The following is a 24,085-nucleotide window of genomic DNA, read 5'->3' as shown; positions in this document are numbered from 1 at the left end:
CGAAAAGAGAGGATGCCATTCATGAAGAGAAGAACGTTTCTGTCGCTGATGGGCGCGGCGGCACTGACCAGCAGCATGATGCTTACCGGCTGCGGTGCCGGCTCCGGTGACGACCGCAAGATCGTGCGCATCGGCCATGTGCAGTCCCAGACCCACCCGGATCATCTGGGACTGGAAGCCTTTGCCAACTACATCAACGAGAAGCTGGGCGACAAGTACCGCGTGGAGGTGTACCCCAGCGAGCTGCTGGGCTCCCAGACCGAAATGGTGCAGCTGACCCAGACCGGTGCCATCGACTTTGTGGTGGCGTCCAATGCCATTATGGAGACCTTCAGCGCCAAATACCAGATCTTCAACCTGCCTTACCTGTTCTCCAGCGTAGAAGCCTACCACGAGGCCATGGACGACCCTGAGGTGACGGACCCCATTTTCAAGACCACCTCGAAGGCCGGTCTGGAAACGGTGGCATGGCTGGATGCCGGCACCCGCAACTTCTACACCATCAAGACCCCCATCAACCAGCCCTCCGACCTGAAGGGTCTGAAGATCCGCGTGCAGCAGTCGCCTACCAACGTGGAAATGATGCGTCTGCTGGGCGGCACCGCGACCCCCATGGGCTTCGGCGATGTGTACACCGCACTGCAGGCCGGTATTCTGGATGGTGCCGAGAACAACGAGCTGGCTCTGACCGATAACGGTCACGGCGATATCTGCAAGTATTACTCCTACGATATGCACCAGATGGTGCCGGATCTGCTGGTGGCAAACTACGCCTTCCTGAACGAGCTCAGCGATGAGGAGCGCGCGATCTTTGAAGAAGGTTTCCAGATCGTGAAGCGCACCGAGCAGGATGCTTGGGAGGATGCTGTGGCTGAGGCGAAAGATAAGGCCGAGAATGAGCAGCACGTCAACTTTATTTACCCGGACACTGCACCGTTTCAGGAGGCTATGGCTCCCCTGCACGATTCCGTGCTGGCAGCAAACCCGGACTTGCAGCCCATTTATGACCTGATCCAGCAGCACAACGCTGCCCATACTGCGGACTGAGGAGGAGCATCATGGAAAAACTGAGAAATACCCTGAACAAGGTGCTCAACCTGCTGGCAGGTCTGAGCATGACGGTCATGGTGGTGCTGACCACCTATCAGGTCATCGTACGTTATATCTTCAACTCTCCCTCCACATGGTCGGAGGAACTGGTGGGTTATCTGTTCGGCTGGAGCACCATGCTGGGTGCCACCATCGTCTCCGGCGAGCGCGGCCACATGAACATCCCCGTGCTGGTGGACCGGTTCAACCCCACCATGCGCAAGGCGTTCCACATCTTTGCCGAGGTCATCGCCTTCCTCTTCTCCGCGACCATTCTGGTGTTCGGCGGTTTTCAGGTGTCCCAGCTGGCTATGGGACAGCAGACCTCCTCGCTGGGCGTTGCCGTGGGCGTGTTCTACTGGGTCATGCCCATCTGCGGCGTGATCATTCTGGTGTATTCCGTGCTGAACATTATCGGCATTGCAAACGGCTCCATCTGTCTGGATACCCCGGAGGATGCAGACTTTGCAAAGGTGGAAGCCGAAATGGCTGCCGATGCCGACAAGGAAAATAAGGAGGACTAAGCTGTGGCAATTCAAGCGTTACTCGTAATTCTGGCAGTGCTGCTGGTGCTGCTGTTCCTCGGCGTGCCTATCTCGTACGCCATTGCAGTCTCTTCCCTGACTGCCATCCTTTCTTCCATTGATCTGAACGTGGCCGTGCTGACCGCCGCCCAGCGCACCTTTGTGGGCATGAGCAAGTTCAGCCTGACCGCCATCCCGTTCTTTATTCTGGCGGGCAACATCATGAATCAGGGAGGCATCGCCAAGCGTCTGGTGGATTTCGTCATGGCCATTCTGGGCAAGATGCCCGGCGCACTGCTGGTGACCAACATCGGCACCAACGCCCTGTTCGGTGCCATCTCCGGCTCTGCATCCGCTGCGGCTGCTGCTGTTGGCTCCATGATCCGCGACGGTGCCGACGAGCAGGGCTACGACCCCGCCGTGACCGCTGCCACCAACGCCGCTTCCTCCTGCTCCGGTTTGCTGATCCCGCCGTCCAACGCCCTGATCACCTACTCTCTGGCGTCCGGCGGCACCTCTGTGGCTGCGCTGTTCATGGCCGGTTACATCCCCGGCATCATCTGGGCACTGTGCTGCTGCGTGGTGGGCGTGCTGCTGGCGGTCAAGCTGGGCTATAAAGGCACACCCGGCAAATTTGACTGGAAAAACCTCGGCGTCTGCACCCTGCGCGCCCTGCCTTCGCTCTCCCTGATCATCGTGGTCATCGGCGGCATCATCGGCGGTGTGTTCTCTGCCACCGAAGGCTCTGCCATTGCCGTTGTCTATGCACTGGTGCTTGCCTTCTGCTACCGCTCCATCAACCTGAAGAGCCTGTGGAAGATCATCGTGGACTCTGCCAAGATGTCCGGCATGGTGGTGTTCCTTGTGGGTGTTTCCAACATTCTGGGCTGGGTCATGGCCTTTTTGCAGATCCCGGATGCGGTTGCAGCAGCCCTGCTGAGCCTGACCAGCAACAAGTACATCATCCTGCTCATCATGAACGTGATCCTGCTGGTGTCCGGTACCTTTATGGATGTGACCCCGGCCATCCTCATCTTCACCCCGCTGTTTCTGCCCATCTGCCAGAGCTTTGGCATGAGTACCATCCAGTTCGGTCTGATCCTCGTGTATAACCTGTGCATCGGCAACATCACCCCGCCTGTGGGCAACGCACTGTTCGTGGGCATCAAGGTGGGCCGCACCTCGCTTTCCAAGGTCATGCCGTACATGCTTATGTACTATGTGGCCATCATCGGCGGACTGCTGCTGGTCACCTTTATCCCGGCAGTGTCTACCGCACTGCCGCAGGCAATGGGCCTGATGTAACTGAGACATTCCCTTCTTATTCTTCTTTTTCTAAAAAGGCGGTACCTGCTTTGCGGCGGGCACCGCCTTTTCTTGTCTCTTGCACAAAGGCAGTCTTGTGCGCTATACTATCTGCAAAGGGAGGGAGACACCATGCGCAGACGGACTTTTTTAGCCGGGCTGGGCTTTGCAGCCTTGCAGCTGGCAGGCTGTGGCGCAAAGCCGCAGACCACACCGGACTATGTGCTGACCTATGCCGACAACCAGCCCGCCGGGTACCCCACTACGCAGGGCGCGCAGTATTTTGCAGACCTTGTGCAGCAGCAGACCGAGGGCAAGGTGGTCATTCAGGTCAAGGCGAACGGCGAGTACGGCTCGGAGCAGCAGGTGTGGGAACAGCTTGCCATTGGCGGCGTAGATTTTGCCCGTGTGTCACTCTCGGTGGCCACGGACGATCTGCCCCGGCTCAACGTGCTGCTGCTGCCGTATCTCTACCGGGATGCCGACCACATGTGGCGCGTGCTGGACGGCAGCATCGGAGCAGAGTTTTTGCAGAACTTTACCGCGCAGGGACGGGTGGGCCTGAGCTGGTACGACGCGGGTGCCCGGTCGTTTTATGCCCGTCAGCCGGTGCACAGCCTGAACGATTTACAGGGCAAGACCATCCGCGTGCAGAACTCGCAGATCGTGATCGACATGATCCGCCTGCTGGGTGCGGTGCCGGAGACCACGGCTTATAGCGACGTATACTCGGCGCTTGAGACCGGGCAGATCGATGCCGCCGAAAACAACTGGCCGGCCTACTATTCCATGGAGCACTATAAGGTGGCGCGGTACTATATGGCCGATGAGCATAGCCGCGTACCGGAAGTGCAGCTGGCTTCCGGCCGCACATGGGATGCACTGCCGGAGGAATACCGGCAGATCCTGCAGGCATGCGCCCGGGCATCGGCGCAGTATGAGCGCCAGCTCTGGGCACAGGAGGAAACAGCTGCCCGCAAAGCAGCCCTTGCAGGCGGCTGCTTTGAGCTGCCGCTGCCCGAGGAAGAAATGCAGAACTTCCGGCAGCTGGTGCAGCCGCTATACCGGAAACATTGCGCCGACTATCTGCCGCTGGTGGAGGAGATACAGGCAGAGTGACAACAGCGAAAGGGACAAGTCAAATAAAAAGGCTCACAGCTTTGAGGTTATGCTGCATGGAAAGACGCTGCCTGTGCAATGTTACAAGAGATGATCTTGCAGAACCGCAATCATCCCAGCATCATCCTGTGGGGCGTGCGCATCAACGAGAGCGTGGATGACGATGCTGTCTATAACCGCACCAACAAGATCGCCCACCAGTGATCTGTACCCCTAATACTGGACACCCAGTATTAGGGGTACAGATCAGGTATATCGCTCAGGAAATGGAGCGGTTCTTTTTTTGTGCGGCAGCTTCTGCTTTTTATTTGCTGTGCCCCCTGCGTTGCCGACAGTTCCATTCCACCTTATTCTGCCCCCGCAGAAGATTGTTTTTGCCCGCTGTATTTGTGCCCGCAGGGTCGCCCAGCTTTCCCGAAAATGGCTGCCTGTTTTGCCGAAAGGTCGTACTATACCCGGGAAAGAAGTATTGAAATACCGCTTCGGCCATTTATTCTGCCGTTTCTTACCGATTTTACAATGTTTTTTGCAAAAAAGGCTTTACAAATGAATTTCAAAAACATATTATATAATTATAGGTTCAACTTCTTTACGCAAATAGTTTCGTACCGGTTCGTATAAGGCAGCTGGGTCTGTGCTTCCCGCGCCGCTTCTGCCTTGCGATAAATCATTGGAGCCCGCCGGTGCAGCCCCGCTGCACCAGATCAAATACAGAAGGAAGGTTATGCATCATGCCTGAAAAGAAAGTTTCTGCTCCCGCAGCCGAAGCTCCGGCTGCCGAGGGCAAGACCCGCAAATCCACCAAGGCTCCCGCCCGCCGTGGCCGCCCGCCGCTGGCACCTGAGCTGTATGTAGAGATGGGCGGTGAGCAGTACAACATCACCGACATCATTGACCGCGCCAAGGCAGACTACCGCACCACCCACAAGGTCGGCGTACAGTCCTGCAAGGTGTACGTCAAGCCCGAAGAGGGCGCAGCTTACTACGTCATCAACAAGTTCTCCGGCAAACTGGATCTGTAATTTTTTCACAGAGCCGCAGGCAGCACCGCACTGCTGCCGCGCCTGCCATTCCCACAATAAGGTTCCATCAACAAAAAAAGACACCGCACAGCTGTGCGGTGTCTTTTTTTGCATAGGCAGCGGCTCAGAACCCCAGCATCCGCCAAAGGGTCTTACGCTCCTCGGCCGGGTCCGGGTCCGGGATCTCGAATACATAGCGCTCGGTGGCGTTGATCACGGTGGTGTTGCCGCGGGTGCATACCCGGGGCAGCTTTGCATCGTAATTCAGGTGTACGTGCCCGTGGATGAACCATTTAGGCTGGTACTCGTCCAAAATCTCGTTGAAGCACGCAAAGCCCCTGTGGGCACAGTCGTCCCCATCGTTCAGCCCTTTGGCCGGGGCGTGGGTCAGCAGCAGGTCGATGCCGCCCCTTTTGTGCGCCTGATGCTCCAGCTTGTGCACACGGCGGCGCATGGCCTTCTCGGTGTACTGATAGGTATCCTCTTTATTATAGCGCTGACAGCCCCCAAGCCCCATGATGCGCAGACCCTTCCATGTGTACACCTGATCGTCCACGCAGATGCAGCCGCCGGGCTCGCCCTGGGTCTGGTAGCTGCCGTCGTGGTTGCCGTGCACATACAGGATGGGCGCAGCGGTAAAGTTTGTGAGATATTCCAGATACTTTTTAGGCAGATCCCCGCAGGAGAGGATCAGGTCGATGCCTTCCAGCCGGGCACGGGTGTCATAGTCCCACAGCGCCTTGGACGGGACATCTGAGATAGCAAGAATTTTCACGTTCGTATGCTCCATTCTTTTCTGGTCAGGCCGGCTCATTTCTCCAGACCCTTTACGTTGTCCAGTCCGTTGATCGCCAGCACGGTACGGGTCTTGACGTCCAGTTCATCGTAATGGGGCAGCTTGCCGTGTACACAGGCATCCAGCCAATCCATCTCCATCAGTTCTTTGGGGCTGTAAACTCTATTCTCCGGGGAGTGCAGGTTGTCCTCGTTATCATACAGCTTTTCCGGGAAGATGTGCACATTGTCCGAGCCCTGCAGTGTTTCCAGCAGATCCAGCAGCTGCCGCGTACCGCTGGGCAGTGTTTCCTGATACTCCAGATCCTCTGCGCCGCTGCGCAGCCCCCACCAGTAGTTCACTGCGCGGGTGGTGGCTGCATTGTCCCAGCTGCCGTCAAAGATAGAGCGCACGATCTCCACATAGAAGGTATCCCACCGCCAGATCGGCAGACCCAGCGGCTGCAGGCTGCCGTCCGGCAGCTTGCGGCACAGACCATAGTCCCGGTGGGTGTTGGCAGGCTCCCGGCTGTCCCGGGCGTAGACCATGTCGATCTCCGGGCAGTCAGCAAAATCCAGCGGGTGGGCTGCATCGTTCAGGCAGGCCCAGCGCAGCCAGATGCGTCCCGCCGGGCGTACACTCTTCAGTCCCTGTGCAAAAGCGTTGATCGCCGCGGGCACGCCGTACACGGGGTTTGCCGCCACATAACCGATGTGCCCTGTCTTGGTCATGATACCGGCCAGCATGCCCAGCAGATAGGTCACCTCATAGGTGCGGGGGTAGTAGGTGCGCACCAGCGGGTGCGGCGCGTTCAGCGAGCAGTTCAGGATGCGGGTCTTGGGGTGTTGCGCCGCCACCTTCAGGCAGGCGTTGTACATCCGCACGCTGGTGGCGAACACCACGTCCGCATTGTTGTGGGCTACTTCCTCCAGCACCTGCTCCGCGTCCACCTCCGGGTTCACATCCTCGTAGCAGCTGATATACACCTTGTCCGGGAAAACCTTGGCCAGCGCCTCGCGTCCCTCGTCATGCGCGCGTACCCACGCGCTGATCTTGGCGTTGTACTCGTGGATAAATGCCACCCGCAGCTCGCTGGGCTGCTTGCTGGGGCTGAAGATATTCAGCTTGGACAGCAGCGGCTCTGCGGGACTCTTGGGCGGGTCCAGCGAAAGCTCCACGCCGTGGGGCTCGGTAAGCACCTTCACCTCGTTCCACAGCTTTTCCAGGTTCTGCCGCACCTGCGCCGGGGTGGCGTCGTAAGTGTCGGAGTAGCGGTACACCGACAGATACACCAGCAGCGCATCGCCGGTGGTCAGCCCCAGGGATCTGCCGCCCAAGGCTTCGAACTGCTGGTGGAACATGGTGTAGAAGGAGGCAAAGTTCAGCCGGTCGTCCTCCGACCATGCCTCGCCGCTGGCCTTGCACACCAGCGTCTGCAGCTTGCTGTAGCCGCCCAGCTTGGAGAAATGCACATAGTTCACTTTGGACAGCTTATAGAAATCCAGAAACTCGTAGTAGATCTTATTCTCAAGGTCATCTGTGCGAGCAGGGATAAGCCGTGTGACCGTGCCCGGGATCTTGACGGCGCCGTAATACTTGAGCACCGAGACCCGCTTGTTGCCCTCCTGCACATAGAACCGGTTCATGTACTCAAAGGCGATGATGGGGGTATGGATGCCCTCTTCCAGATGCGCGTCGCACAGGTTCGACCACTTGGCGGCAAACTCGGTATCCGGCTCCAGCAAGGGCATAAAGTCATACGAAAAGGCGGTATGCCGTCCGCTGGTCTTAGTGCCCACAAGGCTATCCGACGGGATCTCCACAAGCCCCAGCGGCTCCTGCGCCACAATATCCACGCCCTTGAGCACATCGTCCAGAACAGCCAGATAGGGCGACTGGCCGCGGGCTATGCGGGCACGATAGGCGCGCTGCCCTGCGCGCAGTGCACTTTTATAATCTTCCAGCATAAGAACTCCTTTTTTCTGTAAGCGAAGCGCGGTGCCGCAGTCCCCCTGCCGCACCGGAACACCCCCAGTATACCACAAAAACAGAAATAAGGCAGTATTTTAGGGCTAAAACTGTTGATTTTCCCGGTAGATTCAGGTACGATAAGAATGCTATTCAAAACCGACAGGAGTTTACTATCATGCAGACAGTTTCTCTGCCCGTGCTCAAGGCGGGCGAATACGCCGGCGGCGTCTGGTATTACGAGCCCCACACCTACCAAAGCTACCGTTATGTTCTGGGGCGGGTGGGCAGGCACCCGCTGGTGTGCATCGGCATCAACCCCAGCACCGCCCAGCCCGGCGCGCTGGACCCCACCTTAAAAAGCGTGGAGCGTCTGGCCGCCGCCAACGGCTTTGACAGCTGGATCATGTTCAACGTCTACCCCCAGCGTGCCACCGACCCCAACGATATGGACAAAACCCCCGACCGCGCCCTGTGCGATGAAAACCTGCGCTGGCTGCAGGCCGTGCTGGCGCAGACCGAGCCCACCATGTGGGCGGCATGGGGCACCCTGATCGAAAAGCGGGACTACCTGCCCGGCCTGATGCGGGAGATGGTAGCCCTGACGCGGGAGCGGGAGATCCCGTGGGTCACCTTTGGCAAGCGCAGCAAAAAGGGGCACCCGCACCACCCGCTGTACCTGCGCAAGGATTCCACCCCGGAGCCCTTTGATGTGGAAAACTATCTGGACACCTGCTTCTGATGTCCGCCCCGACAGGAGGTGACCTGCTTTGACCGCAGAACAGTATAAGCCCATCTATCACTGGTTCAGCAACCATCCGGCTGTAAAACGGCTGGTCGTTTTTCTGGACCGGTGGCTGCCGCTGGTGCCCTTTGTGTGCTATCCGGTGCTGCTGTGCCTGCTGAACGTCCGGCTCTCGCGGCTGTTCCTCACCCAGAAGCAGGCCTCGCTGGACTTTATGGTGCTCATCGCCCGTTCCGTCTTTGTGCCGGGGCTGGTGTTCTGGGGCGGCACGCTGCTGCGCAGTCGGCTGCACTTCCCCCGCCCCTACGAGCAGCCCGGCTTCACCCCGCTGGTGGCAAAGGAGAGCCGGGGGCACTCCATGCCCTCCCGCCACGCGCTGAGCGCCGCCGTGCTGGCGGCGGTGTGGCTGTATTTCTACCCCGCTGCGGGCTGCGTGATGGTGGGCATTGCCCTGCTCATCTGCTGCCTGCGGGTGCTCACCGGGGTGCATCATGTGCGGGACGTGGTGTGCGGCTTTGCACTGGGCTTTGCGCTGGGCTGTGCCGGAATGTGGCTGCTGTAAGGCCGTTCCTACACGCTGGAACAGCCATTTTTGCCCGCAGCGCAAAAAAATTGAAACTTTTTTCAGATTTTCCTTGACAGAATGCGATGGGTATGGTATTATTTCTCTCGCAGCCTGTGCCGACACAGAACTGCCGCCATAAAGGAACCCATTGGGATAACAACGTGCGCCCGTAGCTCAGGTGGATAGAGCAACTGCCTTCTAAGCAGTGGGCCGGGGGTTCGAGTCCCTTCGGGCGCATCTATGTGGTGCCCATAGCGTAGTCGGTTAACGCGCCAGATTGTGGATCTGGAGACCGTGGGTTCGAGTCCCACTGGGCACCCCACCAAAAAGTCCGCTGTTTTGAACAGCGGACTTTTTCTTTTGGCGGGATACTATAAAAAAGTACGGCACCCCGGCAAAGCAGCTGCTTTGCCGGGGTGCCTTTTCTCTTATTTATTCATCTCCTGTAAAATCTTTGCGATCTGGGCGGGGGTATAGCCCTCCTGCCGCAGGGCGGAGGTGATGGCCACATCGCTCTTGCCCTGACTGTGCAGCAGCGCTGCTGTGTAGGGCACTCCGGCGCTGACGGCGCTGCGGCTGCCACCGGAAGCAGAGCCGCTGCTGCCGGTGGTCTTTCCGCTGCTGGAGCTGCCGGACTTTGTGCCCGCAGTCGCTGCTCTGCTGGCGGCCCGTGCGGCCTTCTGCTGGGCGTTAGCCTGCTTCAGTGCCCACTCGCCCTTGGCGATGTTCAGCTTCTGGCTGGTCACGTTATTGTTGAAGGCCTGCTGCTTCAGCGCATCCTGATAGGCGCGCTCGCTGGCGGTGTTGTCGTACTGCTGCTGGGTCAGTGCGTCCTGACGCTGCTTTTCCTGCATCTGCTGGCTCCACTGGGTATCGGCACGCTCGGCCTCATAGGCGCGGTTGCCGGCGTAGATGTTGTACCCAGTGTTCATCAGACTGCCCGCCAGACTGCCCAGACCGGTGGTGCCGCTGATGGCCAGCTGCACCACATCCCCGATGATGCCCAGCACGGTCATGATATTATTAAAGGCCTGCTGGCGCTGATTGATCTGCGCCTGCTCCTGCGCGGTGTAGTAGCCGTGCAGGGTATCCAGCCGGTTCAGGTGCTCCTGATACTGGCCGTAGTCCTTGGCGTAGGCATCGTTGTAGGCCTCGCCCTTCTGCTGCAGCTGGGTGTAGTAGTCCTGCAGCTGACGGTCATACAGGGTCTGGGCGTTCTGCTCCTGTCCGTTCAGTTGGTCCAGCCGGTTCACCAGTTCCTCGCCGCCGCTCTGGTAGGTATCCAGCGCCAGACTGTACAACGTGGGAATGGCAGCGGACAGCCCGCCGATCTGCTGCTGATAGGCCTGCTGCGCCGCACTGGTGGCATAGCTGGAGCCGTAGCCGCCGGTCAGGGCTGCCGCCTGCGCCGCCGCGTCCGCGCTGGCGTTGTGGGCGTTCTGGGTATATAGCTGCTCATACTGGCGGTAGAGCGGGTCACGGGTGTAGCTGTACTGAAAATTCTCCCGCTCCAGCAGCTGCCCCAGCAGCTCGTTGATCCTGTCCTGATAGCTGCTCTGGTAGTCTGCGGGGCGGTTCTGCTGCCATTGCTTCAGGGCATCGGCAGCATCGGTCACCTGCTGGCTGGGGCGGTAACTGGCGTTTGCCATGGCCTTTTCCACATCGGCGCGGCTGTTCAGCCCCTCGGTGCTGTAAGTGGGCTGCGCGGCAGGCTGTGCCTGTGTTTGCACGTCCGGCTGCAGCAGCTCCTCCTTCTTTTTGGATGCCATAAAATTCTCCTTTCTTATAATCCCTGCAGCTTGCTGCGCAGGGTGTCGGACATATTTTCCGTATCCAGATTGGTCAGTACATACTGCAGCTGCTCCTGCATCTGGTACAGATAGCTGCGCAGTGCCCGGGCATCCTCCGGGTCCATGTTATCGCTGAGCTTGGGCAGGCCCAGCTTGCTCAGGCCGTTCATGCTTGCCATGAGGCATCCTCCTCCCATAATTTTCCCTTTGCCGGGGCGATGGTGCGCACAAGGCTGCGCAGAGTGATCTGCCCTTTGCCGCGCAGCCGCAGCCGCAGCGACCCACACCGCCGGGGCACAAAGGGCAGATCACAGCTGCGGCGGCTGCCTTGGGTGGCAAGAGAGGCTACCGTCTCCCACGCGCTGCCGTCATAGCTTACTGCCACTTCTACTGTGCTGGTGCGTTCGGCGTCCAGACGCAGGGTCAGTCGGGAAAGATACCGCTGTTCGGTGCCGTCCAGCCCCACATCGCCGGTGACCAGCTCAAAGGGGATGTCCGTCTCCACACCGTCGGTGGTCTGCCAGTCCGGCTCACGGGTGGGGTCTGCCGCCCACAGCGCCTGCCCGTCCCACAGATAAAGCTGCCCGCCGGTGCTGGTCATATCGCAGGAGCAGACGTCCTCCTCGCTCCACAGCCCCTTCTCGGTATCGTAGACCAGCAGACGTGCACTCTCCCGGGAGATGTGCAGGTAGTACCGGCCATCCAGTGCACCGCCCACGGCGCTTTGCACGTTGGCAAGCTTTGCGGCGTCCAGCGCACCGGACACCTTGGTGGGCAGACTGCCGTCCCACGCCATGACGCCGTCCGGCGAGAGATAATACAGCGTCTCGTTCAGCACACACAGGCTGCGGGCGGCGTTTTTTGCCACGCCCCGGCAGCGCAGGCTGGAAAGCTGAAAATCCGAAGGCTTGGAGCCGTACAGCTTGTGCAGGGTGTTCTCCTTAAAAAACAGCGCATAGCCCATGCAGGAAGCCGCCCCGGTAAAGGCGCCATCGCTGCCCACGGTGACGGCGTAGCTGTCCGCGGCGATGCCCCGGTAGCTGAACCAGTTGGTGGGGTCGCCCAGCTTGCAGCCGTAAATAACGTTCTCCTTGCTGTTGCAGCCCCACACCCGATTGTCGCACTCGGTCACAAAATCCAGCTCCGGCACCCGGCGCTCCATGGATACCGTCTGTGCAGCTCTCACACTGCGGCGCTGCTTGCCATCCATGCTCTGCCACTGCGCAGCGGCAGTGTTCTGCACCAGTGTGCCGTAGAAATACTCGCCCTGCGGAGTGCAGCGCACCCGCAGCCAATCCTCACCCACGTCATACACGATCTGATCTCCGTTCAGTTCCGGGCTCTGCCCCGCAGCCTCGGCGGCTGCACCCTGCACGGTCACGGTGTCCCACTGCCGGAACAGCTTGCCCAGCCCTGCCGCCGTGATGCGGCAGTATTCCAGCGGGACGGCTGCCCAGCTGCCGGAGTTTTTGCTGTACATCTCCAGCGTGCTGTCGTACCGCCACGGATGGTCGGCATCCTCTACCTTTAAAAACAGCTGTCCGTCTGCCGGTTCGGCGGGCTCCTCCCGGCCAAAGACCTCCACCTGATAGGTCTTGCCTGCGGCATCGCAGGGGGCAAAGGTCACGCTTTTGCCCGCCGCCGTCCACAGCGCTCCCAGTGCGGTCACGCTGCCGTCTGCCGTATCAAAGGCCAGCTTGTCCGGAAAGATCAGGATCTTTGTGCCAATGCCCACCAGCGCCTTGCGGCCATCGGTCACGGCGTCCAGCTTCGTCACCGCCGGGGCGGCGGCATCGTCCGGGGTATAAACGATGTCCCGCCCGCAGACGGTCAGCAGACCGTTCAGGTGGTACATCCCGTTCAGCCCGGTCAGCGCCCGCAGCTTGCGGCGCGGGGTGCGGGTGCTCAGGGCGGGAAAATCCCGGGTGGAAAAGTTCACTCCGGCGCTGTACTCTGCCTCCGAACAGCCGTAAGTCTCGTTCAGGCCGCCAAAGGCCCGCAGCAGCTGCCGGGTGTTGGCAAGCCGCATTCTGTCTGCCAGTACCATGGCCTCACCCCCTTACCAGCGCCACTGCGCCCGGCTGCGGGGCGGGTAGTTCTGCCGCAGCCAGACCGCCAGCTCTGCATACAGGGCGTTGTACTGCGCCTGCTCCCCGGCGTAGCGGTCGGTCTCGCCCAAGGCGGCATCCATCTGCGCACACAGCAGGTGCGGGTACAGCGCATCAAAGGGCGGCGGTGCCAGCAGCGTCTGGTCGTCCTGCACCGGCTGCTCCCATGGACGGTCTGCGCCCACGGCATCAAACGTCCCGGCGGCAGCGCGGTCAAACAGCTTTGTGCGCAACAGGGCATCTGCCTCCCGCAGCCATTGCAGCCGGGTCTCGGTCTCAATGCGGCAGTTTGGGCGCAGCTGCTCGGCACGCTCCAAAGCCTCTCCTATGGTCATCTCATCACATCCTTTTTATAAAAAGCCCGGCCGGGGGCATTTCTCCCAGCCGGGCAGCATTGATCGTGCAGATTTTACTGCGCCGCGTTCTCCGCAGCGGCAATGCGGGCAGCGGTCAGCTCGTCCTGACGCTGGCTGTGCTCCAGCACCTCGGCCACAGCGGGCGGCACCTCCACCTCCACGCCCCGGCGGATCTTGTAGTTCACGCCGTTGACGCTGACGAACAGATCGCCCTTGTAGCGGCTGTTGTCCTTGAACAGCCGGATGCACACATTCTTTTCAGCCATGGGCACCTCCTTAGTTGGCGGCAGCGGTGGCGGAGTAGCTGGACACGCTCTCGATGCGCACCATGTACTGCTCCACCAGACGCTCGGCGGCGCGCATGCCCTTCCAGCCCACAGAGGCGCGCTGGTTCAGCGGGTCGTCGCCGTAGCCCAGCTGCTTGACGATATGCTCAAGGCCGCCGCCCTCCAGCTCGGTCACGCCGTAGGCGTGGGCACCCAGCACCAGCGTACCGAACACTGCAAGACCCGCCGGGCAGGTATCATCCTTCCAGATCTTGGCCTCGCTGGTCTCGATAAATCGGATGTTGCCCAGCTTGCCGATCTCGCCGCGGAACATGGTGTCGGGGTCGGCGTACTTGTGCACCTCCATAAACTCCTTGCAGGTCTTGAGGTCATAGGCCGCATAGGGGTGGATGATGGCAACGTAGCTGTCACCGATGGGGTCGGCGTTCATTGCGCCCAGCTGCGCCGCCGCCTGAAAGAACAGCTTCGGGGTCAGGGTGCAGCTCTTGTCCAGCGCCTTGCGGCTGGTAACGGCGGTCTCGGTGCCGTCTGCGCCCAGCTTAGGGGCGTAGATGACATTGGTGCCGCCCGCCAGCACATCGCGGGTGATGCTGTCCATGGTGCGGCCGGCCTGACTTGCCAGCACGCGGGTAGCCTGCACCACGTTGTTGTCGATGGCGGTCATCTGCAGCACATCGGTCAGCGGGGTCCAGCCGCCGTACTGGTGCAGGTCGCTGGTGATACTGGTCACGTTCAGGGCCTGACCGTTGGGGGTAACGCCCTCGGTCAGCGGGGTGCTGGCCTTGGGCAGGCTGTCGTACTTGCGGAACTCGATGGTCTTGCCGCCGTTCTGGGGCACGGGGTAGTAATCCGCAAACTGGTCGTGCACAAGGCGCGGCTCTGCCTGATCGATCAGGCGCTTCTCGTAAAAGGTTTTCATCTCCACCGACATGGTGCCGGTGGTATTGGTCTGCGCGTCCGCAAACAGCTGGATGTTAAAATTCATCATGCTTTTTTCCTTTCTCCTGTCAGATTAAAGTTCAATTTGTGCACCGTGCAGCACACGGCGCTCCAAGGCTTCCCGCTGGGCGCGGGTCATGGCGGCTACGTCCGGCCGTACCGAGGCGGCAGCACCGGGGCGCAGGCCGTTTTCCAGCGGACGCGCGGCGCGCTGCTGCACCCGCTCCACTACCCCCTGCTCCACGGTCTGTGCTGTGGTACGCAGGGCATCCTCGTAGTGGGCAAGGCGGTAGGCGTCCTGCACCCGCATACCGGGCAGCTGCATCAGGCGGCGCATCTCCGGGTTCTTCAGCTCTTCTTTCAGGTCAAAGCCCGGCTGGCTGCGGCGCATGGCTGCTTCCTCTGCCGCCCAGCGGGCGTGCAGGCTGCGCACCGTGTTCTGCACCGGCAGTGGCAGGGGCGGCAGCGCCGGGCGCTCCGGCTGTGCGGGTGTTTCCGGCTGCTTTTCCGGCTCTGCCGGGATCTGCCGGGGCGCTTCCGGCTGCGCGGCTGGGGCTTCCGGCTTCAGGGTGCCCGCAGCCACCGCCTGTCGGCTCTGCTCCGGGCTCAACGCGGGGGCGGCTTCGCCTTCCGCAAACAGCTGCAAGTCCATCATGCTCTGCTGCCCGCTGCGGCTCACATCCGCAAAGCGCAGGTTATCCGGGTAGCGCTCGGCCAGCAGGGTAAAGCCCGCCTTGGCCAGCTCAAATGCGCCCTGCACCCACGGTACTACCGGGGCCTGCACCGCCACGGCAAGGCGCGGGCCATCCGGCTCGTCCCAAGCATCACTGCGGGCGTTCTCCTCCCCTGCCAGCAGGTACACCAGCGCCTGCATCAGGGTGCTTGCGCCAGCGCATACGATATCCTGCCCGGCGGGCGCGTAGCCCGCGTGACCGGCGGCTTCCAGCCGCAGGCTCAGCCCCTTGGGGCCGTCCAGCTCGCTGTAACATACCTTGATCATCTCACTTCACCTCCTTTCCGTTCCAGTTCATGGCGCGGGCAGCCGCCGCCACCGGCAGCGGTACCGGATGGCCGGCGGTGTCCTGCGCCGTTTGGGTGCCGCCGGGCTGCTGCGCAAGGGCGGCAGACAGTCTTGCCATCTGCCCCTGCAGCTGCAACAGCTGCTGCGCCAGTGTGCCGTTCTGCCGCACCCGGGCGCGCACCTTTTCCACCCCTTCAAAGTCCATCATTTCCAGCGCCGCAAGGGCAGCGTCCGCGTTGGCGGGGTCAAAGAAGCCCAGCTTGTAGCACTCCTTGGCGGTCTCGTTCTGGGACAGGCGGCTGAAGGTGCTCTTTTTGGCGGCGCTGACCACGATATCAAAGACAGGCTCCCGGCTGCCCAGCTCCACCCCGCCCACGGCGGGCACAGGCTTTGCGCGCAGTCCCTGTGCCGAGAAGGGCACGAATTCGCTCTCGCCGCGCTGCCCGGTGATACGGAACACCCGCTGCTCGTCGTAGAACTGCCGCATCAGCTCAATGATAAGGTAGCACTGCTTTGCAAAGGCGCGGTAGGCGCTCTTGAGCATATCCCGGCTCAGCTTGCTGCCTGCCTCCTGCAAGGCAGCGATGGCGCTGGCGGCGGTCACGCCGCCGGTGGTGCCGCCCTGCGTCAGGTCGCGGTTGCCGCTGATCTCCTTCAGCTCCTCGATGCGGCTGTTGCGGTAGCTCAGGCTGTTGCCCTGCAAGCCCGCCGTTTGCAGCGGACGGAAGCTGTCCTCGTTCAGGCGGCCCACAACGTGCACGATGTCCCGGCTCAGGTCGGCCAATTCTTCCTCGTTCACACCGGCGGTATCGCTGAGCACATACCGCTGGCGGGAGGCCAGCAGCACGTTCTCGTCCATGGCGTGGTTCATCTTATCAATGGCGTTCTGGCAGTCCTTCATCACGTCGATGTAGCCGAACCCGGCAGGGGAATCTTCCTCCACGAACAGCGGGTCGAACACAAAGGGGTACTTGCCGTGGTCGTATAATCCGCGCGCCGCCAGCGCCGGGTCGTTCTGGCTGGCATACAGCACCACGCCGTTGCACAGCTTGCAGTAGTGCAGCCGCAATTTGCCGTTCTCGTCCGGGCGCTTATAGTACCAGTCCACCACCACGCTCTTGTTGGCGGTTGTCTGGCCGTCCTCGTGGATGTACCGGGGCACGTCCACCACACCGGCGGCGTGCCCTGCCAGCTGCGGATACTGCGCGGTCAGCCGGGCGGTGTCCTCAAGGCTGAGGTGGAACAAGTCCGGCGAGTCCTGAATATCCTGCACGCCCGGCTCCCAGTAGAGCATGAGCAGGTTGACGCTGCGCACCGCAATGTCGCCCAGCCCACCGCGTGCCGCCGGGTCCCAGAAGATGCCGGTAACGCCGGTGCCCTGCTTGAGCTTGCGCCACCAGACATCGCTGTACACCTGCTCGTAATCTGCCTGCTCCAGCACCACCGGCAGCACGCTGGAAAGTGCCTGCGCCGTGGTCTGGTCGTCTGCCGCCCGGGGCAGCACCATGGGCTCAGGGTAGTTGTCCATGGCATCGGCATGCTTGTTGGCGATGCTGTTGAACAGCCACCCGCTGGAAGGCTGCGCCTTGCCGGGCATCAGCGGGTCGCGATAGTTTTTCCAGTGTCCCATGCGGAACCACAATTCGTTATCGATCAGGCGCTTGTCCAGCGCCGCCTTGCCCGCCTTGTAGCGCTGCAGCGTCTGCAGCGCAGCCGCCGCCTCTGCCGCGCCGATGGGCAGGGCTTCTGCTCTTGTATCTTCCATAATCTTTCCTTTCTGTCCTGTTTTTTCAGATGCGGTAGAACCGCGCCTGCCGGTGCAGCTCCAGCGGGTCATCCGGCCTTGGCGGCGCGGCAGAAACCTCGGGCGGGCTGATGGGATGCTCCATCAGCACATAGCGGCACTCGTCGTAGATGTGGTCCTCCTGCCGGGTGTCGATATCCTCCACATTGCTCTCATCGTACACAAGGTTCGGCAGGGTACGGATGAAATGCTTGCAGCTGCTGAACACCTGCAGCATCGGACGCCCGTCCGGCGCAAACCGCAGCCGGTAGTGAAACTGCATCTTGCCCGCCAGCCGGGTGTGGTCCCCGGGCTGCCAGCGCAGAAAATGCGGGCTGCGCTCCATCATGGCCGCAATGCTCTCGCCCCGGCTCTCGTCAAAGATGGCGGGGTCTGCCACCCCATGGATCACCCTGCCCCGCAGCAGCGGGTCGTTCTGCTCAGCCTCCCGGATGCGCTTTGCCTGCTCCACCGGGTCGATGCGCAGCCCTTCGTTGGGGCGTCCGGTGCAGCCGTACAGCTCCTTGATGCGGTACAGCCGCCCCTCCTCGTCCACCGCATACCACCCCACCGAAAAGGGCTTGGAAAAACCGAAGTCGTACCCGCGCCAGATGGGCCAGTGCTTGGGGATGGCAAAGGGCGCGATGACGTGGGTCCAGCGCTGATCCTGATAGTGCGCCGGGTCGTTGCGCCATTCGGTGAACACCTGCCCGGAAAAGCTGTCCCAGCTGCCGTAGAGCAGCGCCTGCTTTTCCGCCTCCGGCAGGCTGGCAAGGCTTGCCAGATACCCGGGGTCGTTGGCCAGCAGGGCAGGGTTATCAAACACGCTGGACGGAATGAACACCCGCGCCCGCTCCATCTGCTGGTCGGTGCCGTCCGGCAGGCGTACCGTGACGGTTTCCACAATGGGGGTGCCGGGCGGGGCAGGCGTGATGAACCGCGCCTTCACCCAGCCGTGACCGATGCCGCCGGGGTTGGTGGTGGCACGCATATACACCCGGGTGCCCGGCCCGGTGGGGCGGTTGCGGCTCATCATGTAGCTGTACTCGTCCCACTCAAAGTGGGTCAGCTCGTCAAAGCCGATAAAATCGTAAGCTTTGCCCTGATAGTTGGTGCGATCCTTGGTGTACTGCATGGAGCCAAACCAGATCTTTGCCCCGCTGGGAAAGACCCATACATGGGAGGTAGCGTTGTACTGCGCCTCCGGGAAAGCCCGGCGGTAGTACATCTGGCTCTTATCCACAAGGTCGGAAAGCTGTGGGTAGGTCTTGCGCAGGATCAGCGCCCGGTAATGCGGGATATGCACCTGCCGCAGCGCTTCAATCAGCAGTGCATCGCTCTTGCCGCCGCCTGCCGCACCGCCGTACAGCGCCTCCGGCTCCGGTCTGCGCATAAATTCCAGCTGCCGGGGCTGCGGCTTCCACACAATGACTGCCCGCTCGGTTCTGTTCATTCCTTCTCCTCCTGTTCCACCGGCGGCAGCAGTACCACGCCGCACTCTGTTCCTTCCAGCTCTGTGCCCTGATCGTTCAGGGTCTTTACCACACCCGCCAGATCCTTGAGCACGGCAGTGGCCTCCTTCAGCCCCTTCATCATCCCGGGGTCGGGGGTGTTTTCCCGCCGGGCGGCCTTCTGCCGCTCGTTCAGCTCCTTCACCTCCTGCGCCAGCAGGGTGCTCAGGGTATCGGCGGCGCGGTTCAGGCTCTTCAGCCCGGCGGCGGGCTTTGTCTGCCCCATGATGTTCTTCCTCCTTTCGTCCGGTGTCCCGGGCTCTGTACACAGGATATCACCCGCCCGCCGTGCCCGACAGTGTGCACTTTTGTGGGGTCATTGGGTATTTTTGTGCACACATTATCCGAACCGTATATTTTTCATTTTCAAAGTACAACGCAGCTGCGTCATTTTTATTTTCCCGGTCGGCGTAGCACGCAGAAAACGACCGCTTGTATTTCGGGTACTTCCCACAAAAACGTTCGCCGCGCACTGCCCGCCCTATCACTATAAAGGTACAGTGCCGCCCCACCCGGGGAGTAAACATTTTTCTCGACCCGTGTTGTTTTTCCCTTCCGGTAAGCGTGTATAAAAGGCGTTTTCTTTCCGCCGTGTAGTATCCCTGAAAATATCTTTCAAGAAATGTATCGCCCCTTTTCGCGGTTTTTTAGCAGTCATGCAACATTCAGTCATGTTCAAGCATGTTTTTTTTACATACCTGCATCATATTTGTATGTTGGTTGCATCGGCATGAAAAATTGTGATAATTCGCGAAAAGATTTTGTAACCTTTGGTCCGCTTTTGTAGAAACGTAACAAAACATTTGCACCAATCTTGTGAACTTATTCTCTTGCGGAACACCCCCATACAAGGGTATAATACTGTCAGGGATTACGGACGCATGCGACAAATGTGTCTGTGAATATGCTGTGACACACAAATGAAGGAGATTACTATTATGAAAATGATTTCTCGTCGCGACTTCCTGAAGGCTTCCGCTGTTGTGGGCGCTACCGCTGCTATGACCGCTTGCGGCGGCTCTTCCTCCACCAGCACCGCTGCTTCCAGCGTTGCTTCTTCCACCGCTGCTTCTGCCGCTGCTACCAACGGCTCTGCCAACATCGGCGTTTGCATCTATCAGTTTGCTGATAACTTCATGACCCTGTACCGCTCCGATCTGGAAGGCTACCTGAAGGATATGGGCTACTCCGTCACCATCATGGACGGCAAGAACGACCAGAACACCCAGACCGAGCAGATCAACACCTTCCTGCAGCAGGGCGTGGACGTGCTGATCATCAACCCTGTCCAGACCACTTCCGCTCAGACCATCGTTGACACCGTTTCTCCCTCCGGCACTCCCATCGTGTTCATCAACCGTCAGCCCGAGGACAGCGTGCTGGAGTCCTACAAGGGTAAGTGCTGCTACGTTGGTGCTGACGCACGTCAGTCCGGTACTTATCAGGGCGAGCTGATCCTGGATACCGAGACTCAGGGCGATATCAACGGTGACGGCAAGATCACCTACATTATGTGCAAGGGCGACCCCGAGAACATCGATGCTCAGTACCGCACCGAGTACTCCATCAAGGCTCTGACCGATGCCGGCAAGGAAGTTGAGTGCCTGTACGAGTACCTGGACAACTGGGATCAGACCACCGCTCAGCAGGACGTTGCAAACGCTCTGTCTCAGTACGGCGATAAGATCGAAGTCGTGTTCTGCAACAACGACGCAATGGCACTGGGCGCTCTGCAGTCCATCCAGCAGGCAAACCGCACCGTCGGCAAGGACATCTATCTGGTCGGCGTCGATGCTCTGACTGAGGCTGTTCAGGACGTTCTGGACGGCAACATGACCGGTACCGTTCTGAACGATGACGTGGGTCAGGCTACCAAGGCTGCCGAGGCTACCAAGCTGTTCGTTGAGGGCAAGGACGTGGAGCAGTTCTACTGGGTCGACTACGTCAAGGTCACCAAGGACAACGCTTCTCAGTACATTAAGTAAGACCAAAGTTTCCCGGAACCAATGCAAGGTGCGCAGCAGGCCTTAACGGCTTGAATGTAAGCTAAAAAGCGCGTGCGTGCGAGAAAACGTCTCCACGCACGCGCCTTATTTTGGAAAAAAAAACTGCCCGCCTGTAAACAATCAAAAAGGAGGCTTTTGCGGAATGTCAGAATACCGTCTGGTAATGAAAGGCGTGGTCAAGACCTTCCCCGGTGTCAAAGCCCTGGATCATGCACAGCTGGAACTCCGTCCCGGCAAAGTCATGGCTCTGATGGGCGAAAACGGCGCCGGTAAGTCCACTCTGATGAAATGTATGTTCGGCATTTACAAGATGGACGAGGGCGAGATCGAATACGAGGGGCAGAAGGTAACCATCCCCACCCCGCTGGATGCACTGGACCGCGGCATCGCCATGGTGCATCAGGAACTGCAGCCCATTCCGGCCCGTACCGTGGCCGAGAATATCTGGCTGGGACGCTACCCCACCAAGAAATACGGCATCGTCACTGTTGTGGACCATGCCAAAATGTACAAAGATACCGATGAACTGCTGAAGAAACTGAAGCTGGACATCGACCCCCATGCAAAGCTGGGCTCTTTGAGCATCGCCCAGATGCAGATGGTGGAAATCGCCAAGGCCGTTTCCGCCAACTGTAAGGTGCTGATTTTGGACGAGCCCACCTCTTCTCTGACCGCGAACGAGGTCGAGAGCCTGTTCCGCATCATGCGGGATCTGAAGGAGCAGGGCGTTGCTCTGGTCTACATCAGCCACAAGATGGACGAGATCAAGGTGATCGCGGACGAAGTCACCATCATGCGCGATGGCCAGTACATCGGCAAGTGGGACGTTGCCAACATGACCAAGGAAGAGATCATTGCAAAGATGGTCGGCCGTGAGCTTTCCAACCTGTTCCCCCCGCTGGAGAATGTGCCCTCGGACGAGGTCATGATGAAGGTGGAGGACTTCACCTCCATCCATCCCCGTTCCTTCCGCCATTGCAGCTTTGAGCTGAAAAAGGGCGAAATTCTGGGCGTTGCCGGTCTGGTGGGCGCGCAGCGTACCGAGCTGATGGAAGGCATCTTCGGCCTGCGTGCCCATACCTCCGGTAAGGTGTGGATCAAGGGCGAAGAGGTCAACATCAAGCAGCCCCGCGATGCCATCCGCAAGAGCGTTGCTCTGCTGACTGAGGATCGCCGTGCTACCGGCATTCTGGGCGTGCTGAGCGTTGCCGATAATATCTCCATCGCTTCTCTGGACGCCCTGCGCAAGGGCCCCATCATGCTGGACAACAAAAAGATCCTCGATCTGGTGGCTACCAACAAGGAAAAGATGGCCATCAAGGTGCCCAGCCCCAAGACCCAGATCAAGAGCCTTTCCGGCGGCAACCAGCAGAAGGTGCTGATCGCCCGCTGGCTTGCCAACAACCCCGATGTGCTCATTCTGGACGAGCCTACCCGCGGCATCGACGTCGGTGCAAAGTATGAAATTTACTGCATCATCGCCGATCTGGCCAAGCAGGGCAAGAGCATTATCATGATCTCCTCTGAAATGAGCGAGATCATCGGTATGTCCAACCGTGTCATGGTCATGTGCGATGGCCGTATCACCGGCTTTATCAACGGTAAGGATGCCACGCAGGAGAACATCATGGCGCTGGCTACCCAGTTCGAGACCGCACCTGACACAGCTGCGGCAAATCAGTAATTAAGGAGGCTGTCTATCGTGGAAGCTACCAAAAAATTGAATGGCAAGGCTGTGGGCAAGTGGCTCAGCAACAACGCCATTATCATGATGATGCTGGCCATCACTCTGATCGTTGGCATCATTCACCCCAACTTCTTCTCCGGCACCAACATGATCAACCTGTTCAAGAACGTGTCCATCCGCTACATCATCGCGCTGGGCATTTCCGGCTGCCTGATCACCACCGGTAACGACCTGTCCGCTGGCCGTCTGGCTGGTTTTGCCGCCTGCCTTGCCTGCATTTTTGCGCAGACCGAAGGCGCTTCCGGCAAGTTCTACCCCAATATGCCCACCCTGTCCACCCCCGTGGTGTTCATTCTGGTCATTGCCATCTGCGCCATCGTGGGTCTGTGCAACGGACTGGTGGTCAGCTACCTGAAGGTGCAGCCCTTCATTGCTACCTTGGGTATGCAGCAGGTGGTCTACGGTATCTGCCTTGTGTACACCGGCGGTACCCCCATCGGCTCTTTGAACAAAAACTTCACCTCTCTGGCCTCCAACACCATCCTGAAGGTCCCCGTGCTGATCTGGATTGCCCTGATTGTGGCTGCCTGCTTCTGGTTCCTGTACAACAAGACCCGCCACGGTAAGTACATGTACGCCATCGGCGGCAACGAGGCTGCTGCTGAGGTGGCCGGTGTCAACGTGCACGCTACCAAGATCCGCATCTACATTCTGGCCTCCTGCATGTTCGGTCTGGCAGGCTGCCTGCTGGCTGCAAAGTCCGGCGGCGCATCCGTCAACACTGCAATGGGCTATGAGCTGGACGCCATCGCAGCCTGCACCATCGGCGGTGTTTCCACCACCGGCGGCGTTGGTACTGTTCCCGGCGTTCTGGTCGGCGTTCTGGTCTTTGAGCTGATGAAGGTCGCTCTGCAGTTCATGAACGTCAACTCCTCTTACACCTACATCGTTCAGGGCCTTGTCATTATCGTGGCTGTCGCCATTGATATCCGCAAGTATCTGGCTAAGAAGTAATCTCCTCATCATCCCCCTTTGCACCCGCAGTCTTTGCACTGCGGGTGCTTTTTTTGTCCACATTTTTGTGGTATCATAAGGAAAAACATCTTATTCTTACAGGAGGGACTTTCCATGGCACAGCCCACCCCGGACACCCAGACCGAGCTTGAACGCCGCGAGGCCGCACTGGCCGCCCGCGAGGCAGAACTTGCCCGCCAGCAGGCTGAATTGCAGGCACAGAAGGCCGATTTTGAGCAGGGCAAAAAGCGCCTGCTGGACAACGGCAACAAGGATTTTGTAAACCCCAAGGAAAAGCTTTACGATAAATTCCCGCTCACGGTGCACCAGATGGATATCATCATCGGCGTGCTGTTCGCCCTGATTGCTCTTTTCCTTGTGCTGGGCGTGACCCACACCAGCTTTTTCGGCCTGTTCGGCGGCTGAGCCGCAGGCGCATCCCCTGTGAAAAACATTCCGTAAAGGAGAATA

23 protein-coding genes, 2 tRNA genes and 1 pseudogene are annotated in these 24,085 nt (G+C 59.9%); 14 read left to right on the top strand and 12 right to left on the bottom strand.

Features of this window, described 5'->3' with window-relative positions; translation table 11 throughout:
- Positions 1 to 12 precede the first annotated feature (12 nt).
- From MTP36_RS03170 to MTP36_RS03145, 6 genes and pseudogenes are all read left to right on the top strand, one after another.
- Complete coding sequence (locus tag MTP36_RS03170; protein ID WP_249253529.1) at positions 13 to 1,047, top strand: TRAP transporter substrate-binding protein; 1,035 nt, start codon at positions 13 to 15, stop codon at positions 1,045 to 1,047.
- Positions 1,048 to 1,058: 11 nt separating this feature from the next.
- Entirely contained in the window at positions 1,059 to 1,613 is a 555-nt protein-coding gene (locus tag MTP36_RS03165; RefSeq protein WP_005931716.1) for a TRAP transporter small permease, read from the top strand.
- A 3-nt stretch (positions 1,614 to 1,616) separates the two neighbouring features.
- Complete coding sequence (locus MTP36_RS03160; RefSeq protein ID WP_005931714.1) at positions 1,617 to 2,918, top strand: TRAP transporter large permease; 1,302 nt, start codon at positions 1,617 to 1,619, stop codon at positions 2,916 to 2,918.
- 132 nt (positions 2,919 to 3,050) lie between these two features.
- The gene (locus tag MTP36_RS03155) at positions 3,051 to 4,037 is read left to right on the top strand and encodes a TRAP transporter substrate-binding protein (protein ID WP_249253527.1); all 987 of its coding nucleotides are present in this window, start codon (positions 3,051 to 3,053) and stop codon (positions 4,035 to 4,037) included.
- Positions 4,038 to 4,103: 66 nt separating this feature from the next.
- Positions 4,104 to 4,241, top strand: a pseudogene (locus MTP36_RS03150) (glycoside hydrolase family 2 TIM barrel-domain containing protein); the annotation flags it as partial.
- A gap of 527 nt (positions 4,242 to 4,768) precedes the next feature.
- Complete coding sequence (locus MTP36_RS03145; protein WP_055185614.1) at positions 4,769 to 5,059, top strand: DUF6465 family protein; 291 nt, start codon at positions 4,769 to 4,771, stop codon at positions 5,057 to 5,059.
- A gap of 124 nt (positions 5,060 to 5,183) precedes the next feature.
- On the opposite strand, the gene MTP36_RS03140 is transcribed toward MTP36_RS03145, so the two are convergent.
- Complete coding sequence (locus tag MTP36_RS03140; protein ID WP_249253523.1) at positions 5,184 to 5,849, bottom strand: metallophosphoesterase family protein; 666 nt, start codon at positions 5,847 to 5,849, stop codon at positions 5,184 to 5,186.
- A gap of 20 nt (positions 5,850 to 5,869) precedes the next feature.
- Positions 5,870 to 7,801, bottom strand: coding sequence for a BMP family ABC transporter substrate-binding protein (locus tag MTP36_RS03135; RefSeq protein ID WP_249253521.1), 1,932 nt, complete (start codon positions 7,799 to 7,801; stop codon positions 5,870 to 5,872).
- A gap of 179 nt (positions 7,802 to 7,980) precedes the next feature.
- Here MTP36_RS03135 and MTP36_RS03130 point away from each other — a divergent pair, with 179 nt between their 5' ends.
- The 4 genes from MTP36_RS03130 to MTP36_RS03115 all read left to right on the top strand — a co-directional run bounded on the left by MTP36_RS03130 (position 7,981) and on the right by MTP36_RS03115 (position 9,434).
- Positions 7,981 to 8,544 (top strand): DUF1643 domain-containing protein, encoded by a 564-nt coding sequence (locus MTP36_RS03130; RefSeq protein ID WP_097778571.1) that lies wholly within the window; start codon positions 7,981 to 7,983, stop codon positions 8,542 to 8,544.
- A gap of 28 nt (positions 8,545 to 8,572) precedes the next feature.
- A complete protein-coding gene (locus tag MTP36_RS03125; RefSeq protein WP_249253519.1) occupies positions 8,573 to 9,109 on the top strand; it encodes a phosphatase PAP2 family protein in 537 nt (178 codons plus the stop codon).
- A gap of 166 nt (positions 9,110 to 9,275) precedes the next feature.
- Positions 9,276 to 9,349, top strand: a tRNA-Arg gene (locus tag MTP36_RS03120).
- 8 nt (positions 9,350 to 9,357) lie between these two features.
- Positions 9,358 to 9,434: transfer RNA gene (locus tag MTP36_RS03115), tRNA-His, on the top strand.
- Between the two features lie 106 nt (positions 9,435 to 9,540).
- Here MTP36_RS03115 and MTP36_RS03110 read toward each other — a convergent pair.
- The 10 genes from MTP36_RS03110 to MTP36_RS03065 form a co-directional block, all read right to left on the bottom strand.
- A complete protein-coding gene (locus tag MTP36_RS03110) occupies positions 9,541 to 10,881 on the bottom strand; it encodes a cell envelope biogenesis protein TolA (RefSeq protein WP_249253517.1) in 1,341 nt (446 codons plus the stop codon).
- A gap of 14 nt (positions 10,882 to 10,895) precedes the next feature.
- Complete coding sequence (locus tag MTP36_RS03105) at positions 10,896 to 11,081, bottom strand: hypothetical protein (protein WP_112090412.1); 186 nt, start codon at positions 11,079 to 11,081, stop codon at positions 10,896 to 10,898.
- Positions 11,069 to 12,949, bottom strand: coding sequence for a hypothetical protein (locus MTP36_RS03100; protein WP_249253516.1), 1,881 nt, complete (start codon positions 12,947 to 12,949; stop codon positions 11,069 to 11,071). The genes MTP36_RS03105 and MTP36_RS03100 overlap by 13 nt, the downstream gene beginning before the upstream one ends.
- A gap of 12 nt (positions 12,950 to 12,961) precedes the next feature.
- Positions 12,962 to 13,345, bottom strand: coding sequence for a hypothetical protein (locus MTP36_RS03095; RefSeq protein ID WP_249253514.1), 384 nt, complete (start codon positions 13,343 to 13,345; stop codon positions 12,962 to 12,964).
- Between the two features lie 74 nt (positions 13,346 to 13,419).
- Entirely contained in the window at positions 13,420 to 13,632 is a 213-nt protein-coding gene (locus tag MTP36_RS03090) for a hypothetical protein (protein WP_249253512.1), read from the bottom strand.
- A gap of 10 nt (positions 13,633 to 13,642) precedes the next feature.
- Positions 13,643 to 14,641, bottom strand: coding sequence for a N4-gp56 family major capsid protein (locus MTP36_RS03085; protein ID WP_117949255.1), 999 nt, complete (start codon positions 14,639 to 14,641; stop codon positions 13,643 to 13,645).
- Between the two features lie 24 nt (positions 14,642 to 14,665).
- Positions 14,666 to 15,592, bottom strand: a complete 927-nt coding sequence (locus MTP36_RS03080; protein WP_249253510.1) for a ribosomal-processing cysteine protease Prp — start codon at positions 15,590 to 15,592, stop codon at positions 14,666 to 14,668.
- A gap of 1 nt (position 15,593) precedes the next feature.
- The gene (locus tag MTP36_RS03075) at positions 15,594 to 17,378 is read right to left on the bottom strand and encodes a portal protein (protein ID WP_249253508.1); all 1,785 of its coding nucleotides are present in this window, start codon (positions 17,376 to 17,378) and stop codon (positions 15,594 to 15,596) included.
- 25 nt (positions 17,379 to 17,403) lie between these two features.
- Entirely contained in the window at positions 17,404 to 18,849 is a 1,446-nt protein-coding gene (locus MTP36_RS03070; protein ID WP_249253507.1) for a terminase large subunit domain-containing protein, read from the bottom strand.
- On the bottom strand, positions 18,846 to 19,133 hold the full coding sequence (locus MTP36_RS03065; protein ID WP_005927190.1) for a hypothetical protein: 288 nt from the start codon (positions 19,131 to 19,133) through the stop codon (positions 18,846 to 18,848). The genes MTP36_RS03070 and MTP36_RS03065 overlap by 4 nt, the downstream gene beginning before the upstream one ends.
- 712 nt (positions 19,134 to 19,845) lie before the next feature.
- On the opposite strand from MTP36_RS03065, the gene MTP36_RS03060 reads away from it, so the two are divergent.
- The 4 genes from MTP36_RS03060 to MTP36_RS03045 all read left to right on the top strand — a co-directional run bounded on the left by MTP36_RS03060 (position 19,846) and on the right by MTP36_RS03045 (position 24,040).
- On the top strand, positions 19,846 to 20,892 hold the full coding sequence (locus MTP36_RS03060) for a substrate-binding domain-containing protein (RefSeq protein ID WP_249253506.1): 1,047 nt from the start codon (positions 19,846 to 19,848) through the stop codon (positions 20,890 to 20,892).
- A 163-nt stretch (positions 20,893 to 21,055) separates the two neighbouring features.
- On the top strand, positions 21,056 to 22,597 hold the full coding sequence (locus tag MTP36_RS03055; RefSeq protein ID WP_097778563.1) for a sugar ABC transporter ATP-binding protein: 1,542 nt from the start codon (positions 21,056 to 21,058) through the stop codon (positions 22,595 to 22,597).
- Positions 22,598 to 22,615: 18 nt separating this feature from the next.
- On the top strand, positions 22,616 to 23,614 hold the full coding sequence (locus tag MTP36_RS03050; RefSeq protein ID WP_055185602.1) for an ABC transporter permease subunit: 999 nt from the start codon (positions 22,616 to 22,618) through the stop codon (positions 23,612 to 23,614).
- Between the two features lie 114 nt (positions 23,615 to 23,728).
- Positions 23,729 to 24,040 carry a hypothetical protein gene (locus MTP36_RS03045; RefSeq protein WP_055185601.1) on the top strand — a complete coding sequence of 104 codons (312 nt, stop codon included), beginning with the start codon at positions 23,729 to 23,731 and terminating at the stop codon, positions 24,038 to 24,040.
- Positions 24,041 to 24,085 lie beyond the last annotated feature (45 nt).

Origin of the sequence: Faecalibacterium sp. I4-1-79 (assembly GCF_023347235.1) — a bacterium.
GTDB lineage: Bacteria > Bacillota > Clostridia > Oscillospirales > Ruminococcaceae > Faecalibacterium > Faecalibacterium tardum.
The sequence above is the reverse complement of the archived record's forward strand: the minus strand, read 5'-3'. Positions and strand labels throughout refer to the sequence as shown.